At 65.4% G+C, this 21,648-nt stretch carries 20 protein-coding genes; 14 read left to right on the forward strand and 6 right to left on the reverse strand.

Annotation, left to right across the window (positions count from 1 at the left end):
• Window positions 1-1,095, reverse strand: coding sequence for an NAD(P)/FAD-dependent oxidoreductase (locus KC8_RS10920; protein ID WP_010126178.1), 1,095 nt, complete (start codon window positions 1,093-1,095; stop codon window positions 1-3).
• Complete coding sequence (locus KC8_RS10925) at window positions 1,092-2,051, reverse strand: alpha/beta fold hydrolase (RefSeq protein WP_010126179.1); 960 nt, start codon at window positions 2,049-2,051, stop codon at window positions 1,092-1,094. The genes KC8_RS10920 and KC8_RS10925 overlap by 4 nt, the downstream gene beginning before the upstream one ends.
• A gap of 49 nt (window positions 2,052-2,100) precedes the next feature.
• Here KC8_RS10925 and KC8_RS10930 point away from each other — a divergent pair, with 49 nt between their 5' ends.
• Genes KC8_RS10930 through KC8_RS10960 form a run of 7 tightly spaced genes read left to right on the forward strand, consistent with a single transcriptional unit; the run spans window position 2,101 to window position 9,075 of the window.
• Window positions 2,101-2,571 (forward strand): A24 family peptidase, encoded by a 471-nt coding sequence (locus KC8_RS10930; RefSeq protein ID WP_010126180.1) that lies wholly within the window; start codon window positions 2,101-2,103, stop codon window positions 2,569-2,571.
• A 40-nt stretch (window positions 2,572-2,611) separates the two neighbouring features.
• Window positions 2,612-3,622, forward strand: coding sequence for a Flp pilus assembly protein CpaB (gene cpaB, locus KC8_RS10935; protein ID WP_010126181.1), 1,011 nt, complete (start codon window positions 2,612-2,614; stop codon window positions 3,620-3,622).
• Window position 3,623: 1 nt separating this feature from the next.
• On the forward strand, window positions 3,624-5,144 hold the full coding sequence (locus KC8_RS10940) for a type II and III secretion system protein family protein (protein ID WP_010126182.1): 1,521 nt from the start codon (window positions 3,624-3,626) through the stop codon (window positions 5,142-5,144).
• An 8-nt stretch (window positions 5,145-5,152) separates the two neighbouring features.
• A complete protein-coding gene (locus tag KC8_RS10945) occupies window positions 5,153-5,803 on the forward strand; it encodes a CpaD family pilus assembly protein (RefSeq protein WP_010126184.1) in 651 nt (216 codons plus the stop codon).
• Window positions 5,803-7,077, forward strand: a complete 1,275-nt coding sequence (locus KC8_RS10950; protein ID WP_010126185.1) for a pilus assembly protein CpaE — start codon at window positions 5,803-5,805, stop codon at window positions 7,075-7,077. Before KC8_RS10945 ends, KC8_RS10950 begins: the two co-directional genes overlap by 1 nt.
• Window positions 7,078-7,082: 5 nt before the next feature.
• The gene (locus tag KC8_RS10955; RefSeq protein WP_010126186.1) at window positions 7,083-8,057 is read left to right on the forward strand and encodes a type II secretion system F family protein; all 975 of its coding nucleotides are present in this window, start codon (window positions 7,083-7,085) and stop codon (window positions 8,055-8,057) included.
• Window positions 8,058-8,082: 25 nt separating this feature from the next.
• Window positions 8,083-9,075 carry a type II secretion system F family protein gene (locus KC8_RS10960; protein ID WP_010126187.1) on the forward strand — a complete coding sequence of 331 codons (993 nt, stop codon included), beginning with the start codon at window positions 8,083-8,085 and terminating at the stop codon, window positions 9,073-9,075.
• 174 nt (window positions 9,076-9,249) lie between these two features.
• Here KC8_RS10960 and ppdK read toward each other — a convergent pair whose 3' ends face one another.
• Genes ppdK through KC8_RS10975 form a run of 3 tightly spaced genes read right to left on the reverse strand, consistent with a single transcriptional unit; the run spans window position 9,250 to window position 14,982 of the window.
• On the reverse strand, window positions 9,250-11,913 hold the full coding sequence (gene ppdK, locus KC8_RS10965) for a pyruvate, phosphate dikinase (RefSeq protein WP_010126188.1): 2,664 nt from the start codon (window positions 11,911-11,913) through the stop codon (window positions 9,250-9,252).
• A 53-nt stretch (window positions 11,914-11,966) separates the two neighbouring features.
• Window positions 11,967-14,054 carry a glycine--tRNA ligase subunit beta gene (gene glyS / locus KC8_RS10970; protein ID WP_010126189.1) on the reverse strand — a complete coding sequence of 696 codons (2,088 nt, stop codon included), beginning with the start codon at window positions 14,052-14,054 and terminating at the stop codon, window positions 11,967-11,969.
• A gap of 1 nt (window position 14,055) precedes the next feature.
• Complete coding sequence (locus tag KC8_RS10975; RefSeq protein ID WP_010126191.1) at window positions 14,056-14,982, reverse strand: glycine--tRNA ligase subunit alpha; 927 nt, start codon at window positions 14,980-14,982, stop codon at window positions 14,056-14,058.
• Window positions 14,983-15,104: 122 nt separating this feature from the next.
• On the opposite strand from KC8_RS10975, the gene KC8_RS10980 reads away from it, so the two are divergent.
• The 7 genes from KC8_RS10980 to KC8_RS11010 all read left to right on the forward strand — a co-directional run bounded on the left by KC8_RS10980 (window position 15,105) and on the right by KC8_RS11010 (window position 19,983).
• Window positions 15,105-16,013 carry a TraB/GumN family protein gene (locus KC8_RS10980; RefSeq protein ID WP_010126193.1) on the forward strand — a complete coding sequence of 303 codons (909 nt, stop codon included), beginning with the start codon at window positions 15,105-15,107 and terminating at the stop codon, window positions 16,011-16,013.
• Window positions 16,014-16,136: 123 nt separating this feature from the next.
• The gene (locus KC8_RS10985) at window positions 16,137-16,754 is read left to right on the forward strand and encodes a 50S ribosomal protein L25/general stress protein Ctc (protein ID WP_010126194.1); all 618 of its coding nucleotides are present in this window, start codon (window positions 16,137-16,139) and stop codon (window positions 16,752-16,754) included.
• Between the two features lie 25 nt (window positions 16,755-16,779).
• Window positions 16,780-17,202: a hypothetical protein gene (locus tag KC8_RS10990; protein ID WP_037496411.1), complete on the forward strand. Its 423-nt coding sequence runs from the start codon at window positions 16,780-16,782 to the stop codon at window positions 17,200-17,202.
• Window positions 17,203-17,252: 50 nt separating this feature from the next.
• Window positions 17,253-17,825, forward strand: coding sequence for an aminoacyl-tRNA hydrolase (gene pth / locus KC8_RS10995; RefSeq protein WP_010126197.1), 573 nt, complete (start codon window positions 17,253-17,255; stop codon window positions 17,823-17,825).
• Window positions 17,826-17,911: 86 nt separating this feature from the next.
• Window positions 17,912-19,012 (forward strand): redox-regulated ATPase YchF, encoded by a 1,101-nt coding sequence (gene ychF, locus KC8_RS11000; protein WP_010126198.1) that lies wholly within the window; start codon window positions 17,912-17,914, stop codon window positions 19,010-19,012.
• A gap of 9 nt (window positions 19,013-19,021) precedes the next feature.
• Window positions 19,022-19,474 carry a MaoC family dehydratase gene (locus KC8_RS11005; protein ID WP_010126199.1) on the forward strand — a complete coding sequence of 151 codons (453 nt, stop codon included), beginning with the start codon at window positions 19,022-19,024 and terminating at the stop codon, window positions 19,472-19,474.
• Window positions 19,475-19,551: 77 nt separating this feature from the next.
• Window positions 19,552-19,983 (forward strand): OsmC family protein, encoded by a 432-nt coding sequence (locus KC8_RS11010; protein ID WP_010126200.1) that lies wholly within the window; start codon window positions 19,552-19,554, stop codon window positions 19,981-19,983.
• Window positions 19,984-20,033: 50 nt separating this feature from the next.
• Here KC8_RS11010 and purH read toward each other — a convergent pair whose 3' ends face one another.
• Window positions 20,034-21,623 (reverse strand): bifunctional phosphoribosylaminoimidazolecarboxamide formyltransferase/IMP cyclohydrolase, encoded by a 1,590-nt coding sequence (gene purH / locus KC8_RS11015; protein WP_010126201.1) that lies wholly within the window; start codon window positions 21,621-21,623, stop codon window positions 20,034-20,036.
• Between the last annotated feature and the right edge of the window lie 25 nt (window positions 21,624-21,648).

Here is a 21,648-nt window from a genome sequence, read left to right on the forward strand (position 1 = left end):
TCAGGCGAAGCGGCCGGGGGCGTAGCGATCCACATCGATCGCGCGGACGGCCTCCGGCATCGCGCCGCCCGTGACGAGCGCTGCCCCCAGCATCGCGGCGGCAGGCGCCGTCTGGATGCCGAACCCGCCCTGCCCGGCGAACCAGAAGAAACCGGGCGCGGCGGCATCGAACCCGTAAACCGGCGCGCGATCGGGCGCAAAACTGCGCAGCCCCGCCCACGCATGTTCCTTGGCGCGCACCACGCCGAGGCCAAGCCGTTCATAGCGGTCGATCGCGATCGCGATATCCAGTTCCTCGGGTGCCGCATCGCATGGCGGCGTCGGCGCCTCATCATGCGGCGACAGCCACAGCCGGCCGCCGGCTTCGGGCTTGAAATAGAAGCGGCCGAGCGCATCGACCACCAGCGGCAGATCATCGCGCGGGGCCGGATCGACCGCGATCTGGACCATCGTGCGGCGATAGGGCGTGATCGCGATCGGCATCGCCCCCGCCAGCGCAGCGACCGCCCCCGCCCACGCACCGGCGGCATTGACGACGACCGCCGCCTCGACTGTGCCGACCCGTGTTTCCAGCCGCCATCCCGGCCCGGCGCGCGCGATCGCGGTGACAGCGGCATCCGTCAGCAAGGTCGCACCGGCGCGGCGCGCGGCGGCGAGGTAATGCGCGTGGAGGCCCCCGACATCAATATCCTCGCAGGTCGGTTCGGACAGACCTTGCGTCCATGCCGGGGCCAATCCGGGCAGCAACGCTTCCAGCCCTGCGCGATCGACCGGATCGAGCGGCACCCCACTGCCCGCAAACTCCGCCCGCATCGCCGCGAGCGCCGCGATCCCATCGGCATCGGCGATGTGCAGCGCACCGCGGGCGCGCAGGAAGCCCCCGTCGCGCAGACAGGCGCCGGACGCCGTGGTCAGCGGCTGCACCGCCGGCCCGCCATAGGTTTCGGACCAGAAGGCCGCCGAACGACCGGTGGCATGATAGCCCGGCCGGCTTTCCGACTCGATCAGCACGACACGGGCGCCCGCACCGATTTCGGCCGCGAGCGACGCCCCGGCCATCCCCGCGCCGATGATCGCGATATCGGTGCGGATCATCCCAGTGCCTCGTCCAGAAAAGCATCGATCGCGGCCAGCGCCGGCAGGCGCACCGCATCGGTTTCGCGCAACAGTTCGTGCGCGCCATCGTCGAACATGCGCAACCGCGCACCCGGCAACCGCCCCGCCGCCCGCACGATCGCCGCCGAATCGACCAGGCCGTCATGCGGGGTGCCCAAAATCAGCAGCGGCGTCCGCACGGTTTCCAGCACGCCGGGTGCGGCCAGCCGCGCCATCGATTCGGCACCGGCCCGCAACCAGCCCCAGCTTGGCGCGCCGACCGCCAGTTCGGGATGCTGCGCCCGCCACCATAATTCATCGGCATAGCGTTCGGCACTGTGCGTGAGATTGCGTTCGCGATGCGCGGGCATCGCTTCCGGCCCGCGCCCGCCGCCCCATGCAGCACGTTCCGCAAGGCCGATCCGGCAGGCGGCGGTGGCAATCAGCCGCACCGCCCACGCCGGCAGCGGCCCGGCCGAAAAACCCAGCATCGGCGAAACCAGCACCGCCGCATCCACCGCCGGCCGCCGTTCCGCCAGCAACCGCAACACCAGATGCCCGCCCATCGAATGACCGGCCAGCACATGCGGCCCCGGCGATTCGGCAAGCCACCGGCCAACCATCGCATCGAGATCATCAAGCCACAGATCGAAGCTGTCGGCATGGCCAACGGCCGGATCATCGAGAAACCGGCCCGACCCGCCCTGACCGCGCCAATCGAACCCCGTCAGCCGCCAGCCGCGATGGTGCCAATGGGTGAGCGCTTCGATGTATTTTTCAATGAAATCACCGCGTCCGCCCTGAAACAGCAGGCTGCCGCGCACCGGCACATCGGCCGGCGGCGCCCAATCGAATCCCCGCAGCGCCCAGCCGTCCACCGCCGGCGCCACATCGACGATCATTCCCGCAGGCACTGTCCGCCAGGCGCGCCGATCCATATCCTTGGCCACATCCATCGGCGCTGGTTACGGTTTGGCAAGGGTCCGCGTCTACCCTGAACCGATCATGGGGACGGCGGGGCTTATCATCCTTGGCGCGCTGGCAGCAGCGCTGCTCTACGCTGCGTGGGGAGATATCCGCACGCGCACCATCCCCAACTGGCTGAATGGCGCGATCGCGATCGCCGCACCGCTGTGGTGGCTGGCGCAGGGCCTGACCATCTGGCCCGACATGGCGATCCAGCTGGGAATCGCAGCCGCTGTCTTTGCCATTTTCGCCGGATGCTTCGCGCTGGGCATGATGGGCGGCGGCGACGTCAAGCTGCTGGGCGCGCTGGCGCTGTGGCTACCCCCACTTCCCCTGATGCGGATGCTGGTGGTGATGGCGCTGGCCGGCGGGGTGCTGACGATCGTCATGATCGCGCTCCACCGCGCCCGCAAGGCCGGGGGCCAGCCGGAGATTCCCTATGGCGTGGCGATATCCGCCGCGGCGCTGTGGGTGATGGCCAACGATATTTTAACCACTCCTGCCGCATAGCAGGTTCAATTCCGCATAAGGCCGAAGGGGCATTGGCGTCATGGATGTGAAGAAGCTGGCACTGCTGATTGGTGCCCTCCTCCTGGCAGGCGTTTCGGCCTTCATGGCCAAAAGCATGTTCACCGGCACCGCCGCGCCGCAGGCCAATGCCGCCTTGCCGCCGGTGCCAACCGGCCCGGAGGTTCTGGTCGCCACCCGCGCCCTGCCCGTCGGCACGATCATCGAACCCGACAGCTTCCGCTACCAGCCGTGGCCGAAGGATCTTGTCGAGAAGGCCTATTTCATCAAGGGCGAAAGCGACCTTGCCGCGCTGACCGGCACCGTCGTGCGCGTCGCGGTGACGGCCGGCGCACCGATCACGCAAGGGTCGCTGGTCAAGCCCGGCGATCGTGGTTTCCTGGCGGCCGCACTTGGCCCGGGCATGCGCGCCGTGACCGTATCGGTTTCGACATCATCGGGTGTCGCCGGCTTCGTCTTTCCGGGCGACCGAATCGATCTGGTGCTGGCGCAGGATGTTGCCGGCGGTGGCGACGGCCCGCCGCTGAAGGTTTCGGAAACGATCATCCGCAACCTGCGCGTGCTGGCCACCGACCAGCGCACCGACAACCAGGTGGGTGAGGACGGCAAGACCGTGGTCGCCACCTTTTCCAACGTGACGCTGGAAGCGACGCCCAAGATCGCCGAGAAAATCGCCGTCGCGCAGAATATCGGCCAGTTGTCGCTATCGCTGCGTTCGATCGCCGACAACACGTCCGAACTGGAACGCGCGATCGCCGCCGGCGAAGTGAGCGTGCCGGCCAATGCCGATCCCAAGGCGGAAAAGCAGATGCTGCTCGCCATCGCCAGCCGCCCGGTCGACACCGACACCACCTACACCGTTGGTGGCGACGTATCGCGCTACCAGCGCCGCAGCGTGCCCGCCAAGGGCGCCGCGACCAGCGCACCGGGGGGTGCACCGGCCGCCGCCAGCTACGCACCGAGCGCGGCTGGCCCGGTCGTGCGGATCGCACGCGGCAATTCCATCACCGAAGTTCCCGTGGGGGGGAAATAAGATGCGGATCACCAAGAATAGCCAATATGCGCTGGGGCTGGCGCTTGCCGCCTGCCTTGCCGCCGGCATCACGACTGCCGAGTGGGCACCGGCCATGGCGGCGCCCGCCGCCACCGCGCCATCGGATCGCGTGACGCTTTCCGTCGGCACCGGCCAGATGGTGAAGCTCAACAGCGCGATGACCGACCTGTTCGTCGCCAATGACGCCATCGCCGACGTGCAGGTGCGTTCGCCCACCCAGCTTTATATTTTCGGCAAGGGCGCGGGCGAAACCACGGTCTACGCCACCAACAAGTCCGGGCAGGTGGTCTATTCCTCCAATGTCCGTGTCGGCGCGAATTACAGCAATGTCGGCCAGATGCTGAAGATCGCGATGCCCGAAGCGCAGATCACCGCGACGCCGATGAACGGCATGGTGCTGCTGACCGGCACCGTCGCCGCCCCCGGCGACGTCGAGGAAGCCCAGCAGCTTGTGCAGGCCTTCGTCGGCAAGGAAACGCAGGTGATCAGCCGGCTGAAGACCGCGACGCCGATGCAGGTGAACCTGCAGGTGAAGATCGCCGAAGTGAGCCGCGAACTGATCAAGGAAGTCGGCGTCAACCTGATGTCGCAGGACACCACCGGCGGCTTCCTGTTCGGCATCGCACAGGGCCGCAACATCGGCACGATCACCACCCTGCCCAACGGCGCCACCGTGTTCGACCTCAAGAATCTGGGTCAGGGCGCGGGACGCACCAACCTCGGGCTGGCGGGCAAGCTGTTCGGCCTCGACATCGCCGCAGCACTCGACCTGGCCGAAAATGATGGGCTGGTGACGACGCTGGCCAACCCCAACCTGACCGCGCTTTCGGGCGAAACCGCCAGCTTCCTGGCGGGCGGCGAAGTACCGATCCCGATCAGCCAGGCGCTGGGCACGGTTTCCGTCGAATATAAGCAGTATGGCGTCAGCCTGGCGTTCACCCCGACGGTGCTGGCCGATGGCCGCATTTCGTTGCGCGTGCGGCCGGAAGTGTCCCAGCTTTCATCGGCCGGGTCGGTGACGCTGCAGGGCTTCAACATCCCCGGATTCAGCACGCGCCGCGCCGAAACGACGGTGGAACTGGGTTCGGGTCAGGCCTTCATGATCGGCGGCCTGCTCTCGAACAACCAGAATAACGCGGTCGACAAGGCCCCGTTCCTGGGCGACCTGCCGATCCTGGGTTCGCTGTTCCGATCGAACAAGTTCCAGCGCCGCGAAAGCGAACTGGTGATCATCGTCACCCCTTATCTGGTGAAGCCGATGACGGCGAGCCAGGCCCGCCTGCCAACCGACGGCTATAAATCCCCCACCGATTTCGAACGGGTGATCGGCGGGCAGAGCTTCAGCGGCAAAAGCGGCGCCGTCCGCCCCGGACCGACCGCTGCACCGCCCGTGACCGTTGCCCCCGGCATCGCCGGCAGCCCGGCCGCCGACGCCACGTCGGCGACGCGCAGCACACCCGCAAAAGGCCCGGCGCCCGCGCCCGGCTTCTCGTTCAACTGACGCCCGCCATGGAGAGCATCGACATGCGCCGCTTCCTCGCCACCGGGCTTCTTGCCTCCACCCTCGCTTTGGCCGCGTGCGGCCCGGTCAACCGCGGGCTTGAATCGGTCAACCAGCCGGTCGTCAGCCGCAGCGACTATGTGATCGACGTCAACGCCGCCGGCCTTTATTCGCCGGCTTCGCCCGAAGGCAAACGGCTTGATGCGTGGTTTGACGCGCTCAACCTGCGCTATGGCGATCGCATCGCGATCGACGATCCATCGCCTTATGGGCATGAAGAAGCGCGCAGCACTATCGCCGCGATCGTCGCCGATCACGGCCTGCTGCTCAGCCCCGCGCAACCCGTGACGCCCGGATCGCCGACGGACGGATCACTGCGGGTCGTGGTGAGCCGCACCACCGCCGAAGTGCCCGATTGCCCCAATTGGAGCCGCCCGTCGCAGCCCGAATTCGCCGGATCGACGATGTCGAACTATGGCTGCGGGGTAAATTCCAACCTGGCGGCCATGATCGCCAATCCGGAAGATCTGGTGCGCGGCCAGGAGGCCAGCGGATCCGACGCGCGCAGCGTGACCAAGGCGATCAAGTCCTACCGCGATACCGCCCCCAGCGGCGCCGGTGGATCCCTGAAATCCGAATCGACGGCGAAAGGCAACTGATGAACGCGCCCTTTCATTCGCGCGCAAGCGCGCTTCGCGATCCGTTCACGGCTTATGTCTGCGACGACGCGACCGCCGAACTGCTCAAAGTCGTCGTCGCCGAACTCGGCTGGGCGCCCGAAAAGGTGCACAAGGGCGGCTTGCGCAACGCCGTCCAGACGCTGTCGGTGTCCGCCAGCCCGAGCATCCTGTTCGTCGACATGTCCGAATCCGGCGATCCGCTGAACGACATCAATTCGCTGGCCGAAGTGTGCGAACCGGGAACGGTGGTGATCGCCACGGGCCAGGTGAACGATGTCCGCCTGTACCGCGACCTCGTCGCGTCGGGCATTCAGGATTATCTGCTGAAGCCGTTCAACCCCGATCAGCTGCGCGACGCGTTCGCCCATGCGCAGATGACGCTGGCCGGTCCGCGCGGCGGCGAACAATCGGTCGATCGCCCGCACCTTTCGGCCGCCGTGATCGGCGTGCGCGGCGGGGTGGGCGCGTCGACCATCGCATCGTCCATCGCCTGGCTGTTCGGCGACAAATCCGGCCGCACCACGGCGTTGCTGGATCTCGACATCCATTTCGGCACCGGCGCGCTCGCGCTTGATCTGGAACCCGGACGCGGCCTGACCGACGCGATCGAAAATCCCAGCCGCATCGACGGGCTGTTCATCGAACGCGCCATGGTGCGGGCCAATGACAGGCTGGCGGTGCTTTCGGCCGAAGCGCCGATCAACCAGCCGGCCTTTTCGGACGGGACCGCATTCCACCAGTTGCAGGAAGAAATCCGCAGCGCGTTCGAATGCACCGTCGTCGATCTGCCGCGCGCCATGATGATCCAGCACCCGCACCTCGTGCACGACGTGCAGGCGGTGGTCGTGGTGGCGGAATTCACGCTGGCCGCGACCCGCGACACCATCCGCATCCTGTCCTGGCTCAAGACCAACGCGCCGCAATCGCGCGTGTTCGTCGTCGCCAACCGGACGCCAGCCGTGGGCCTGCCCGAAATCAGCCGCAAGGATTTCGAGGCGTCGATCGAACGCAAGGTCGATTTCGTCCTGCCATACGACCAGAAAACCGCCGCCCAGGCCGCCAAGCTCGGCAAGCCGCTGGCCGAAGTCGGCAAGACCGCCAAGATCGGTCCGCTGGTGACCGAAATCGCCGCGAGCCTGTCGGCGATCGTCGACGGCGAGGCCGAAGCCGGCAAAAGCAGCGGCAAATCGCTGCTCGGCAAGCTGGGTGACTTCAAGGCGATCCTGCCCAGCAAGAAGCTGAAGCAGGGCTGAGCGCGATGGAGACGACCCAGCTCATCGTCTTCGCCGCCGCCGTCACCGGCATGCTGCTGCTGGCCGTCGCGGCCTTTTCAGGCCCGTCGTCCAACAAGGCGCAGGCCCGGCGACTCGCCCAATTGCGCGACCGCCACGACAAAGGCGGCGCCAATGCCGTCGAAGCGCAGATGCGGCGCATCCTCGCCCAGCGCGAAACCAAGCTGGACCTGGCCTTCAACCGCTTCATTCCCAATCCGGCGCTGCTGCAGAAGCGGCTCGACATGACCGGCAAGAACTGGACCGTCGGCAAATATGCGGTGACGTCGCTCGTCATCGCAGCGCTGGTGGGAGCCGTGCTCGCCAGCCAGGATCTGCCGCTGCTGCTCGCTTTGCTCGTCGGGCTGGCACTGGGCCTGGGCATTCCGCACATGCTGATCGGCATGCAGATCGGCCGCCGCGTGGCCCAGTTCACCGCCAAATTCCCCGATGCGATCGAACTGCTCGTCCGCGGCCTGCGGTCAGGCCTGCCCATTTCCGAAACGATGGGCGTGGTGGCATCCGAAGTGCCGGGGCCGGTGGGCGTCGAATTCCGCGCGGTTGCCGACAAGATGAAGATCGGCCGGACGATGGACGCCGCCCTTCAGGAAACCGCCGACCGGCTGGGCACGCCGGAATTCCAGTTCTTCACCATCACCCTGCAGATCCAGCGCGAGACCGGCGGCAACCTGGCCGAAACGCTGGCGAACCTGGCCGAAGTGCTGCGCAAGCGCGCGCAGATGAAGCTGAAGATCAAGGCGATGTCGTCGGAATCCAAGGCATCCGCCTATATCATCGGTGCGCTACCATTCATCGTGTTCGCGCTGATCAGCTACATCAACTTCGAATATATGGGCAAATTCTTCACCGACGAACGGCTGATCATCGCCGGTTGCGGCGGCCTGGTGTGGATGGCGATCGGTGCGTTCATCATGCGCCAGATGATCAATTTCGAAATCTGATCGGGAAAAGGCGGGAACCGGCATCATGGAAACGCAAAACCCGACACTGCTGGGGATCGACGTCTACACCATCGGGACGTTGCTTGCCGCGCTGGCGACCTTCGCGCTGCTGATCGCGATCTATGCCGCGACCACGGTGCGCGATCCGATGGCCAAGCGCGTCAAGGCGCTGAACGAACGACGCGAACAGCTGAAGGCCGGCATCACCGCATCCACCGGCAAGCGCCGTGCCAGGCTGAACGCGACCAACGAAACCACCGACCGGATGCGCAGTTTCCTGAACTCGCTGAAGGTGTTGCAGGACGAACAGCTCAAGCAGGCGCAGATCAAACTGATGCAGGCTGGCATCCGATCGAAGGATGCCGCGGTCGCGATCATCTTCGGCCGGCTGGTGCTGCCGGTGGTGTTCGGCGGTGGCGTCCTGCTGGCCATCTATGCCTTTGGCTGGCTGGGCGACTGGGCACCGATCAAGCGCTTCGGCGTCGCGGCGGGCGCGCTGATCCTGAGCTACAAGGCACCCGACCTGTATGTGCAGAACAAGGTCGGCAAGCGCACCGCGGCGATCCGCAAGGGCCTGCCCGACGCGCTCGACCTGCTGGTGATCTGCGCCGAAGCCGGCCTGACCGTGGACGCCGCCTTCCACCGCGTCGCCAAGGAACTGGGCAAGGCCTATCCCGAACTGGGCGATGAATTCGCGCTCACCGCGATCGAACTGGGCTTCCTCACCGATCGCCGCAGCGCCTTCGAAAATCTCGCCACCCGCGTCGATCTCGATTCGATCCGCGGCGTCGTGACGACGATGATCCAGACCGAGAAATACGGCACCCCGCTGGCATCGGCGCTGCGCGTCCTTTCCGCCGAGTTCCGCAACGAACGGATGATGCGCGCCGAGGAAAAGGCCGCACGGCTGCCCGCGATCATGACGGTGCCGCTGATCTGCTTCATCCTGCCGGTGCTGTTCATCGTCATCCTCGGCCCAGCGGCCTGTTCGATCTCGGACAACCTGATGACCGGTTGATCCCCCCCCATCGATCCGCCGGAACGACGAACGCCGCGCCCGCATCGCCCCCGACAAGGAACGATGAAGGCGCGGCGTTTTTCTGTCGGTGCACGCGGGTAACGCAGGCAAAGGTGACATTCTTCTCCCCTCCCTTTCGAGGGGGAGGGCAAGAAGGGCTGACGAGCGCCTGGATCAGGCCTTTTTGAGCGCCGCCTGCGCCGCCGCCAGCCGGGCGATCGGCACGCGATAGGGCGAGGCCGAGACGTAATCGAGGCCGATCGTTTCGCAAAAGGCGATCGACGCCGGATCGCCGCCATGTTCGCCGCAAATGCCCAGCTTGACGTTCGGGCGCGTCTTGCGCCCGCGTTCCGCCGCAATTTCGATCAGTTCGCCGACGCCTTCGACATCGAGGCTGACGAACGGATCGCGGGCATAAATGCCCTTGTCGACATAGGTGGTAAGGAAGCGGCCGGCATCGTCACGGCTGACACCCAGGGTCGTCTGCGTCAGATCGTTGGTGCCGAAGGAGAAGAATTCGCCGACCTCGGCAATCTCGCCCGCCTTCAACGCCGCGCGCGGCAGTTCGATCATCGTGCCGACCAGATAATCGATCGTCCGGCCCTTTTCGGCGAACACCGCCTTGGCGGTGCGATCGATCACATCCTTCATCAGTTCCAGTTCGCGCCGGGTGGCGACGAGCGGGACCATGACTTCGGGGATCGGGGCAGCCCCGCTCTTTTCGGCGACCTCGACGGCGGCTTCGAAAATGGCGCGCGCCTGCATCTCGTAGATTTCAGGGTAAGTGACGCCCAGACGGCACCCGCGATGGCCGAGCATCGGGTTGAATTCGTGCAGTTCGGCCGCGCGGCGCTTGAGCGCATCGACACCGACGCCGGCGGCTTCGGCCACCTCGTTAAATTCCTCCTCCGCATGGGGCAGGAATTCATGCAGCGGCGGATCGAGCAGACGGATCGTCACCGGCAGGCCGGCCATGATTTCGAAGATCTGGGCGAAATCGCCGCGCTGTTCGGGCAGCAATTTATCGAGCGCGGTGCGGCGGCCCTTTTCATCTTCGGCCAGGATCATCTGGCGGACCGCGGTGATCCGCGCGGCATCGAAGAACATATGTTCGGTGCGGCACAGACCAATGCCTTCGGCGCCAAAGCCGCGCGCGACCTTGCAATCGAGCGGGGTTTCCGCATTGGCGCGCACCTTCAGGCGGCGCACCTTATCGGCCCATTCCATCAGCACGCCGAAATCGCCGGCCAGTTCGGGTTCGACGGTCGCGACCGACCCCACCATCACTTCGCCGGTCGATCCGTCGATGGTGATGATATCGCCTTCGCGCACTTCGCGGCCGGCCACGCGGAACGATTTGGCCTTGGCATCGATCGCGAGGCTGCCGACACCCGATACGCACGGCCGGCCCATGCCGCGCGCGACAACGGCGGCGTGGCTGGTCATCCCGCCGCGCGCGGTGAGGATGCCCTTGGCGGCGTGCATGCCGTGAATGTCTTCGGGGCTGGTTTCGGTGCGCACCAGGATCACCGCATCGCCCAGTTCGGCGCGATGTTCGGCGGTGTCGCTGTCGAACACGGCGATTCCGCTCGCCGCGCCGGGGCTGGCGGGCAGGCCCTTGGCGATCACATCGCGCGGGGCGTTCGGGTCCAGCGTCGGGTGGAGCAACTGATCGAGGGCGGCCGGATCGACCCGGGCGACGGCTTCTTCGCGCGTGATCAGGCCTTCATTCGCCATGTCGACCGCAATCTTGAGCGCGGCCTTGGCGGTGCGTTTGCCCGCGCGGGTCTGCAGCATCCACAGATGGCCGCGTTCGACCGTGAATTCGATATCCTGCATGTCGCGATAATGGGTTTCGAGCAGGTCGAACACCTTGGCGAGCTGCCCATATACTTCGGGCATCGCTTCTTCCATCGACAGCGGCTTGGCGCCCGCAGCCTCGCGCGCGGCCTTCGTCAGATATTGCGGCGTACGGATGCCGGCGACGACATCCTCACCCTGCGCGTTGATCAGGAATTCGCCATAATAAGCGCGGTCGCCCTTCGACGGATCGCGGGTGAAGGCGACGCCGGTGGCCGATGTGTCGCCCATATTGCCGAACACCATCGCCTGCACGTTGACGGCCGTGCCCCAGCTGGCCGGGATATCGTTCAAGCGGCGATAGACCTTGGCGCGTTCGGACTGCCACGATCCGAACACCGCGCCGACAGCGCCCCAAAGCTGTTCGTGCACGTCCTGCGGGAACGGCTTGCCCCACTGATCCGCGACGATCGCCTTATATTTGGCGACCAGCGCCTGCCAATCGGTGGCCGACATTTCGGTATCGAGGGTGAAGCCCTTGTCTTCCTTGGCGATCTCCAGCGCTTCTTCGAAGGCACCATGATCGAGTTCGAGGACGACATCCGAATACATCTGGATGAAGCGGCGATAGCTGTCCCACGCGAAGCGATCGTCACCCGAAATCGCGGCGAGGCCGACGACGGTTTCGTCGTTCAACCCTAAGTTGAGGACGGTATCCATCATCCCCGGCATCGATGCGCGCGCACCCGAACGGACCGACACCAGCAGCGGATCGGCCGCCACGCCGAACTTTTTGCCGGTCACGCCTTCGATATGGGCGATGCCGTTTGCGACCTCGGCCTTCAGGCTTTCGGGAAAGACCTGCCCGTCTTCATAATAACGGGTGCACATGGCGGTCGTGATGGTGAAGCCCGGCGGCACCGGCAGGCCAATCGAAGCCATGCCATCGAGATTGGCGCCCTTGCCGCCGAGGAGGTTCTTGTCGCCCTGGCCGCCATCCGAAAGGCCGCCGCCGAAGCGATACACATACTGCGTCATCAACACTCACCCTTGTTGAGCCAGCCCGGATTGCCCACCCGGACGGCCGCGCTTCAGCCTTCGATCTTCGAGAAATCCGCAACCGCGTGCACCGCCGCGCGAATGCGCGACAGCAGCCCCAGCCGCGCCGTCCGTTTGGCGGGGTCGGCGTCGTTCACCGTCACCTTGTCGAAAAAGGCGTCGATCGGACCGCGCAGCCCCGCCAGCGCCTGCATCGCGCCTTCGAAATCCTCGGCGGCTACGGCGGAAGCCGCCTTGGGTTCGGCCAGGTCGAGCGCGGCGATGAGGGCGGCTTCTTCCGGTTCGGGCGCGTAGGACAGCGCCGTGGTCGCCTCGCCGTCAAACGCTTCCTTCTTCAGAATGTTCGCCGCGCGCTTGTAGCCGGTGATCAGGTTCGCGCCGTCTTCGGATGTGACGAAGCCCTGCAACGCCTTCACCCGGGCAAGCAGCCGGACGAGATCATCCTCGCCACCGAGCGCAAACACCGCGTCGATCAGATCGTGACGGATGCCCGCTTCCTTCTGCTGAACCTTGAGGCGATCGGCGAAGAAGTCGAGGAGGTTTGCCGGAATCGCAAAGCGCAGACCATTATCGGTCAGCAAGCGGATCACGCCGAGCGCGGAACGGCGAAGCGCAAACGGGTCCTTCGATCCGGTCGGCGTTTCACCAATGGCGAAGAACTGCTGCAAGCTATCCAACTTGTCCGCCAAGCTCACCGCCACCGTCACCGGGACGGTGGGGACATCATCGCCCTGGCCGACCGGCTTGTAATGGTCGCGGATCGCATCGGCCACGGCATCAGGCAGGCCTTCGGCACGGGCGTAATAGCCGCCCATGATGCCCTGCAATTCGGGGAACTCCCCGACCATGCCGGTGACGAGATCGGCCTTGGCGAGGCGGGCGGCCTGTTCGGCCATGTCGGCCAGTTCCGTCATGCCAGCGGAGGCTGGCATCGCGTGCGGCTGGGTGAGCGCGCCTTCGCCTGAGACCCCAGCTTTCGCTGGGGTGACGATATTGGATTCCACCAACCAGCGCGCGAGCTTCGCGACCCGATCGACCTTGTCCGCGACGGTGCCGAGCTTTTCGTGGAAGACGATCTGGTCGAGCTTCTTTGCGCTTTCGGCGAGCGGGATTTTGAGGTCCTGTTCCCAGAAGAAGCGCGCGTCGGACAGCCGGGCGGCCAGCACCTTGCCGTTGCCGGCGGTGATCGCCGCACCCTGATCCTTGGCATCGACATTGGCGACGCAGATGAAGGCGGGGCCCAACTGGCCCGCACTATCGTTCAGCACGAAATATTTCTGGTTGGTGCGCAGGGTCAGCTGGATCACCTCGCGCGGGACGCTGAGGAAATCGCGGTCGAAATGGCCGAGCAACGGCACCGGCCATTCGGTGAGGCCGGCATTTTCGGCAACCAGCCCTTCATCGGGAACAACCGTCAACCCCGCTGCGGCGGCGAGGGCTGCGGCGCGGTCACGGATGATTGCCTGCCGTTCCTTGGGGTCAAGGATGACGTGGCAGGCGCGCAGCTTGGCGGCGTAATCGTCGGCATTGCCGATGGTGATCGCGCCGGGATGGTGGAAACGATGGCCGAGCGTAGCCGAACCCGAACGGATGCCATCGACTTCGCAATCGACCACATCATCGCCGAACAAAGCGATGATCCCCTGCAACGGCCGCACCCAGCGCAGCGATGCGGTGCTGGCGGACGCCGTGCCCCAGCGCATCGACTTGGGCCAGGGGAAAGCCGCGACGATCGCCGGAATGGCTTCGGCCAGTACCGCCGTGGTGGCCCGGCCGGGCTTGTCGATCACCGCGAACAGGATCGCATTGCCCTTGGCATCGGCGCGTTCGACCAATTGTTCGCGGGTAAGGCCGGTTTTCTTGAGGAAGCCGTCCAGCGCCTGCGGCGGCGCATCGGCGCGCGGGCCTTTCAGTTCCTCGCTCACCGCCGCTGTTTCCGCCGGCAGGCCCCGCGCGATCAGCGCGAGACGGCGCGGCGTGGCGTAGGTATCGATGGCGGTGGCCTTCAACCCGGCCTTGGCCAGTTCGCCTTCGAACAGACGGGCGAGATCGGCGCAGGCTTTTTCCTGCATCCGGGCGGGGATTTCTTCGGAACGCAGTTCGAGCAGGAAGTCGGTCATCTTACGCCCCCTTCGCCGCCATTCCATCGACGCTTTGCGCCGATGGAGCCTGTGGCGGCTCCGCCCACCCATTGTGGCTCATCCAGGCGGCGCAGCAGCCCTTCGCCAGTTCGCGCACGCGGCCGATATAGGCCTGGCGTTCGGCGACCGAAATCACCCCGCGCGCCTGCAGCGTGTTGAAGATATGGCTGGCCTTGATCGCCTGATCATAAGCCGGCAGCGGCAACGGCTTATCGCGATCGAGCAGCGCCTTGCACTCGTCTGCTGCATCGCGGAACCAGCGGAACAAAGTCTCGGTGTTCGCGGCTTCGAAATTATAGGCGCTGAACTGGCGTTCGTTTTCGAGGAACACGTCGCCATAGCTGACGCCATCATCGTTGAAGGCAAGGTCGTACACGTTGTCGACGCCCTGAATATACATGGCGAGACGTTCGAGGCCGTAGGTGAGTTCGCCCGACACCGGCTTGCAATCGAACCCGCCGACCTGCTGGAAATAGGTGAATTGCGACACTTCCATGCCGTCGCACCACACTTCCCAACCCAGCCCCCATGCGCCGAGCGTGGGGCTTTCCCAATCATCTTCGACGAAGCGGATATCGTGGAGCAGCGGATCGACGCCGATCGCGGCGAGCGAGCCGAGATAGAGTTCCTGCAAATCGGGCGGCGAAGGCTTCAGGATCACCTGATACTGATAATAATGGCCCAGCCGGTTGGGGTTTTCGCCATAGCGGCCGTCGGTCGGCCGGCGCGACGGCTGAACATAGGCCGCCTTCCACGGCTTGGGGCCAAGCGCGCGCAAGGTGGTGGCCGGGTGGAAGGTGCCGGCGCCCATCTCGGCATCATAAGGCTGGAGAATCACGCAACCCTGCTTGCTCCAATAATCATGGAGCGTCAGGATAAGTCCTTGGAAAGAGAGTGGCTTTTCCATTGATCCCCGGTACATCTTCGCATGCGCACAAAATCGCGGCGGACCCTAGCGATGCGGCCCCCCGGCGGCAAGCCACGCGACAGCCGCTTGCCGCGTGCACAACAACCCCGGATAAAGCGCGCATGACCATGCTCCGCAAGCTATTCTCGATATTCGTCGCCATCGGCCTGGCCGCGTGCAGCCCGACCGCCACCCCGTCCGCCCATGCCGAAACGCCGCAAAGCGGGCGCCCCGCGCTGTGGAAACTGGCCGATGCGGACACGACGATCTGGCTGTTCGGCACGATCCATGTGCTGCCGGCGGGCTATCAATGGCGCGATGCGGCAATCGACAAGGCGCTCCGGGAATCGGACATGCTGGTGATCGAGGCGCTGATCGACCGGAACGATCCGGCCAAGGCGTTCGCGCTGCTCAGCCGGCTGGGGATGACGCCGGGCCTGCCGCCGCTGGTGGATCGGGTGGCCGGCGACAAGCGCGCCGCGCTGCAGGTGCTGATCGACCGCAGCAAGCTGCCCGCGCCGTTCCTGAACGGGATGGAGACATGGGGCGGCGCGCTGATGCTGATGCCTGTGTTGCTGAGCGACCTTGGCCTGGATGGCGGGCGCGGCGTGGAAGAGGAACTGGAAACCGAGTTCAAGGCCGCGAACAAGCCGATCGACGCGCTGGAAACCGCCGAACAGCAATTGCGCGTGCTCGACGGGCTGTCGGAAACCGCGCAACGCCAGTTCCTGACCGCGATGGTGGATGACGGCGCCGGCCAGCAGGCGGAATTCGACGCGATGCTGGCGGCATGGGCGCGCGGCGATGAAGCCGCCATTGCCGCAAGTTTCGACAAGGATGCCCGCGTCTCCCCCGAACTGCGCGATGCACTGCTGGTGAAACGCAACACGGCATGGACCGAATGGCTGAAGGCGCGGCTCGACAGGCCGGGGACGATCTTCGTCGCGGTCGGCGCGGGGCATCTGGCGGGGGACGATTCGGTGGTGCGGATGCTGAAGGCCGGGGGGCTGACCGTCGAACGGGTGCAATAAGCCGCGTTAAACCGGGTTCGCTTTGACTCTGCGGCGTTGCTCGACTATGCGCGCGCTTCCCCGTTCCGGTCATCCCTGGAGGCGGTTCGGGCTGTTGAACCCAAGCGAAACTGGAGACAAGATATGAGCGACACGCTCAACCTGTCGGCCGAGACGCGCGAACGGGCTGGCAAGGGAGCCTCCCGTGCAGTTCGTCGTGAAGGCCGCGTCCCCGCCGTAATTTACGGCAACAAGCAGGAACCGCTCTCGATTCACGTCGAGGAAAAGGCACTCGTGAAGGCGCTGTCGACCGGCCACTTCATGAACACGGTGATCATGATCGAGGCCAATGGCCAGCAGATCCGCACCCTGCCCAAGGACGTCCAGTTCCACCCGGTCACCGACCGCCCGCAGCATGTCGATTTCCTGCGCATCGGCGAGCACACCACCGTGCACGTCAACGTGCCGGTCGTGTTCACCGACGAAGCTGATGCCCCCGGCATCAAGCGCGGCGGCGTGCTCAACATCGTGCAGCACGACATCGAACTGGTCGTCGATGCCGCCCTGATCCCGGACGAGGTCAAGATCTCGCTCAAGGGCCTGGAAGTCGGCGAATCGATCCACATTTCGAACGTCACGCTGCCGCGTGGTTCGAAGGCCGCGATCACCGATCGTGACTTCACCATCGCGACGATCGTTGCACCGTCCGCGCTGAAGAGCCAGGAAGGCGACAACGAAACCGCGGAAGCGGCTGGCGAATAAGCCAGTATTGAGCCAGGAGGGCGATATGCGCCGTACCACGATTGCGATCATGGCGGCCGCTGCCGCCCTCCTGTCCCACCCCGCCCTTGCGCAGGCCCCCGCGGCCGCGCCCAAGGCGCCGCCACCTGCGGCCAAGCCCACCGACCGCGACGTATTCTGCTTCGTCGCCACCGCATCCAGCGCAACCGCGCTGCGCCAGAACGAAGCCAAGCTGTCCGAACAGGACAAGAAGGCGATCCCGGCGCTGACGCAGGCCGTGCCCTTTTTCGCATCGCGCGTGACCAAGCGCCTGTCGGGCGATCCGCTGGTGAAAGCGCTGCGCGTCGCCGACAATGAATTCAAGGGCACCAATCGCGGCGCCGAAGCGATGGGCTGTCTCAATGCCTTTGGCACCGACATGAAGGCCATCGTCGAAGCCAGCAAGGCTGCCGCCGCAGCCCAGAAATGATCTGACGGCCGCTATCCGGCCACCAGGTCTTCCGGATCGGGAACCATTTCATGCCCCAGCTCTGGGTTGGCCTTGGCAATCCGGGCGCGCAATATGCGCTCCACCGCCACAATGTGGGTTTCATGGCGATCGACGCGATCGCCGAGGTCCATGGCTTTTCCCCTGAGAAAAAGGGGTTTCAGGGCTGGATCCGCGAGGGCCGGATCGGATCGCAGAAAATCCTGCTGCTCAAACCCGCCACCTTCATGAACGAAAGCGGCCGATCGGTCGGCGAAGCGATGCGCTTCTACAAGATCGACACCGGCGACGTGACCGCGTTCCACGACGAACTCGATCTGGCGCCGTTCAAGGTGAAGGTGAAGACCGGGGGCGGCACCGCCGGGCATAACGGCCTCAGATCCACCGAAGCGCATATCGGCAACCCGTTTCGCCGGGTGCGGATCGGCATCGGCCATCCCGGCCACAAGGACCGCGTGACCGGCCATGTGCTGGGCAATTACGCCAAGGCCGAAATGGACGATCTGGCCGACATGCTGGGCGCCATCGCGGGCGAGGCGAAATGGCTGGCCGATGGCGACGATGCCCGCTTCATGAGCGAAGTGGCGCTCAGGCAGCAGCGGTAGGCTGGCATCTCGCCCGCCAAACGACTATCGCCCTTTCCATCACCGGCCGCCACGCGCGGCCGCATCGCTGTTCAGAAGGTATCAGAATGGGTTTCCGCTGCGGTATCGTCGGCCTGCCGAATGTCGGCAAGTCCACCCTGTTCAACGCGCTGACCGAAACGGCAGCCGCGCAGGCGGCCAATTATCCGTTCTGCACGATCGAACCCAATGTCGGCCAGGTCGCCGTGCCCGATCCGCGGATGAACGCGATCGCGGAAATTGCGGGATCGGCCAAGCTGATCGAAACGCAGCTGGGCTTCGTCGACATTGCCGGGCTGGTGCGCGGCGCATCGAAGGGCGAAGGGCTGGGCAACCAGTTCCTCGCCAATATCCGCGAAGTGGACGCGATCGTCCATGTGCTGCGCTGCTTTGAAGATGGCGACATCACCCATGTCGAAGGCAAGGTCGATCCGATCGCCGATGCCGAGACGGTGGAAACCGAACTGATGCTTGCCGACCTCGAAAGCCTGGAAAAGCGCGTGCCGGCGTTCGCCAAGAAGGCCGCACAGGGCGACAAGGAAGCCAAGGCGGCGGCATCCGTGCTCGGCCAGGCGCTCGATCTGCTGCGCGACGGCAAGCCCGCGCGGCTGACCCAGCCCAAGGATGAAGACGAAAAGCGCGTGTTCGATCAGGCGCAGCTGCTGACGGCCAAGCCCGTTTTGTACGTCTGCAATGTCGAGGAAGCGTCAGCCGCCAACGGCAACGCGTTTTCCGAACGCGTGTTCGCCAAGGCGGCCAGCGAAGGCGCCAAGGCCGTCATCGTATCCGCCGCGATCGAAGCCGAAATCGTAACCCTGGCCGCCGCCGACCGCGCCGAATTCCTGTCGGATCTGGGCCTGGCCGAAACCGGCCTCGCGCGCATCATCCGCGCTGGATATGATCTGCTCCACCTGATCACCTTCTTCACCGCAGGCCCCAAGGAAACGCGCGCCTGGACCGTGGAAAAGGGCGCCAAGGCCCCGCAGGCGGCCGGCGTGATCCACACCGATTTCGAACGCGGCTTCATCCGCGCCGAAACGATCGCCTACGCCGATTATGTCGCGTGCAAGGGCGAAGCGGGCGCGCGCGAAGCGGGCAAGCTGCGTTCCGAAGGCAAGGAATATGTGGTGCAGGACGGCGACGTGATGCTGTTCCGGTTCAACGTCTGAGGCAGCGGCGTGGCGAAATATTTCGAGGATTATGCGGTCGGGGAAGTCGAACGGTTCGGCGATTATGCCGTGACCCGCGACGAAGTGATCGCGTTCGCGGCGGCCTATGACCCCCAGCCCTTCCACCTCGATGATGCCGCCGCCGCCGCCAACCCGATCTTCGGCCGGCTCTCCGCCAGCGGCTGGCACACCGCCGCGATGGTGATGCGGATGCTGGTCGATGAAGGCCAGAAGACCGGCCACTTTTCGCTGGGTTCGCCGGGTATCGACGAGATGCGCTGGGTGAAGCCGGTTTACCCCGGCGATACGCTGCGGGTGGAAACCGAGGTGCTGGCCAAGAGCGAACCGAAATCGCGCCCCGATATCGGCTTCCTCAAGGTGAAGGTCACCGTGTTCAACCAGCATGACGACGTGGTGATGCGGCAGGTGGCCAACAACATCCAGCCGCGCCGGCCCGCCTGACCCCGGCCGGGGCCTTTCCCCGGCAATATATTGGTCGCATGTTGCCCCCTTCCATCCATGATGTGAGGAGTCGGTGCATGAAGATCGTCAGAAAAGGGTCCGCCGCCTGGTCCGGCGGGCTGAAGGACGGGCGCGGCGCGATCACCACCGAAAGCGGCGCGCTGGATGCCTATCCCTATGGATTTGCGTCGCGCTTCGAAGGGCAGAAGGGATCAAACCCCGAAGAACTGATCGGCGCCGCGCACGCCGCCTGCTTCACCATGGCGCTGTCGCTGATCCTGAACGAAGCCGGCCTGACCGCCGAAAATATGGAAACCACCGCGAAAGTGACGCTGGAAAAGCTCGATTCGGGCTTTGCGATCACCGCGATCGCGCTGACCCTGCGGGGCACGGTGCCGGGTGCCACCGCCGAACAGTTTCAGGAACTGGCGGCCAAGGCCAAGGCGAACTGCCCGGTTTCCAAGGTGCTGAACGCCGACATCAGCCTGGATGCCGCGCTGGAGGATTGATCCGGTTCGCCGCCATCCCGATCGACAATCGGGATGGCGGCGGCACCATATTAGTGGCGGAAGTGGCGCATGCCGGTGAACACCATCGCGAGGCCGGCTTCGTCGGCCGCCGCGATCACTTCGGCGTCGCGGATCGAGCCGCCCGGCTGGATCACCGCGGTCGCGCCCGCCTCGACCGCGGCCAGCAGGCCATCGGCAAAGGGGAAGAAGGCGTCGGAGGCCACCGCCGAACCGATCGTGCGGGGTTCCGCCCAGTTCGCCTTGTCGGCGGCGTCCTTGGCCTTCCAGGCGGCGATGCGCGCGGATTCCAGACGGTTCATCTGGCCAGCGCCGACGCCAGCGGTGGAACCGCCCTTGGCATAGACGATCGCGTTCGATTTGACGTGCTTGGCCACCGTCCACGCAAACAGGCAATCTTCCAGTTCCTGGCTGGTCGGCTGGCGCTTGGTGACGACTTTCAGCATGTCGCGGGTCACGCGGCCATTGTCGCGCGACTGGACGAGCATGCCGCCAGCGATCGTCTTCATCGTCAGGCCGGGGCGCGCGGGATCGGGCAGATCGCCGGTGATCAAGAGGCGCAGATTCTTCTTCTTGGCAAACACCGCGCGGGCCGCTTCGTCGGCAGCGGGGGCGGCCACGACTTCGGTGAAGATGCCCGAAATGGCTTCGGCGGTCGGCCCGTCGAGCGGGCGGTTGACGGCGATGATGCCGCCAAAGGCCGAAACGCTGTCGCACGCAAGGGCGGCTTCATACGCCTCGATCAGCGTATCGGCCGATGCCACGCCGCACGGATTGGCATGTTTCACGATGACGACGGTGGGCGGCCCATCGCGAAATTCGCTGACCAGTTCCAGCGCCGCATCCGCATCATTATAATTATTGTAGCTCAGTTCCTTGCCCTGAACCTGTTCGGCCTGGGCGATGCCGCGTGCGGCAGGCCCGGTCGGCAGATAGAGCGCGGCCGACTGGTGCGGGTTTTCGCCATAACGCAGTTCGGCGCCCTTGCTGAGCGGCACCGACAGCGCCGGCGGAAAGGCCTGGCCCTGATCGGCGAAGGCGAACCAGGACGCAATCGTCGCGTCATAAGCGGCGGTTGCCGAAAAGGCGGTGGCGGCGAGGCGACGGCGCAATTCGAGCGAGGTGGCGCCGGCCTTGGCGTCCATTTCGGCGATCAGCGCGCCATAATCGGCCGGATCGGTGACGATCGCGACGAAGGCGTGGTTCTTGGCGGCAGACCGCACCATCGACGGGCCGCCAATATCGATATTCTCGATCACCTCGTCGCGTTCCGCGCCCTTGGCCACGGTCTGCGCGAAGGGGTAGAGATTGACGATGACGAGATCGATCATGCCGATCGCATGGTCGGCCGCCGCCGCCATGTGCGCCGCATCGTCACGCACCGCGAGCAGGCCGCCATGCACCTTGGGATGCAGCGTCTTGACGCGGCCGTCCATCATTTCCGGGAAACCGGTGAGATCGGAGATGTCGCGCACCTCCAGCCCTTCATCGCGCAACGCCTTGGCGGTGCCGCCGGTCGACACGAGTTCGACGCCATGGCGGGCGAGCGCACGGCCAAGATCGGCAAGGCCGGCCTTGTCGGACACGGAAAGAAGGGCACGGGTGATCTTCACGTCGGTCATGGTGCAAAGTCCTGATGGGATTTTG

The organism is Sphingomonas sp. KC8, from assembly GCF_002151445.1.
Lineage (GTDB): Bacteria > Pseudomonadota > Alphaproteobacteria > Sphingomonadales > Sphingomonadaceae > Sphingomonas_E.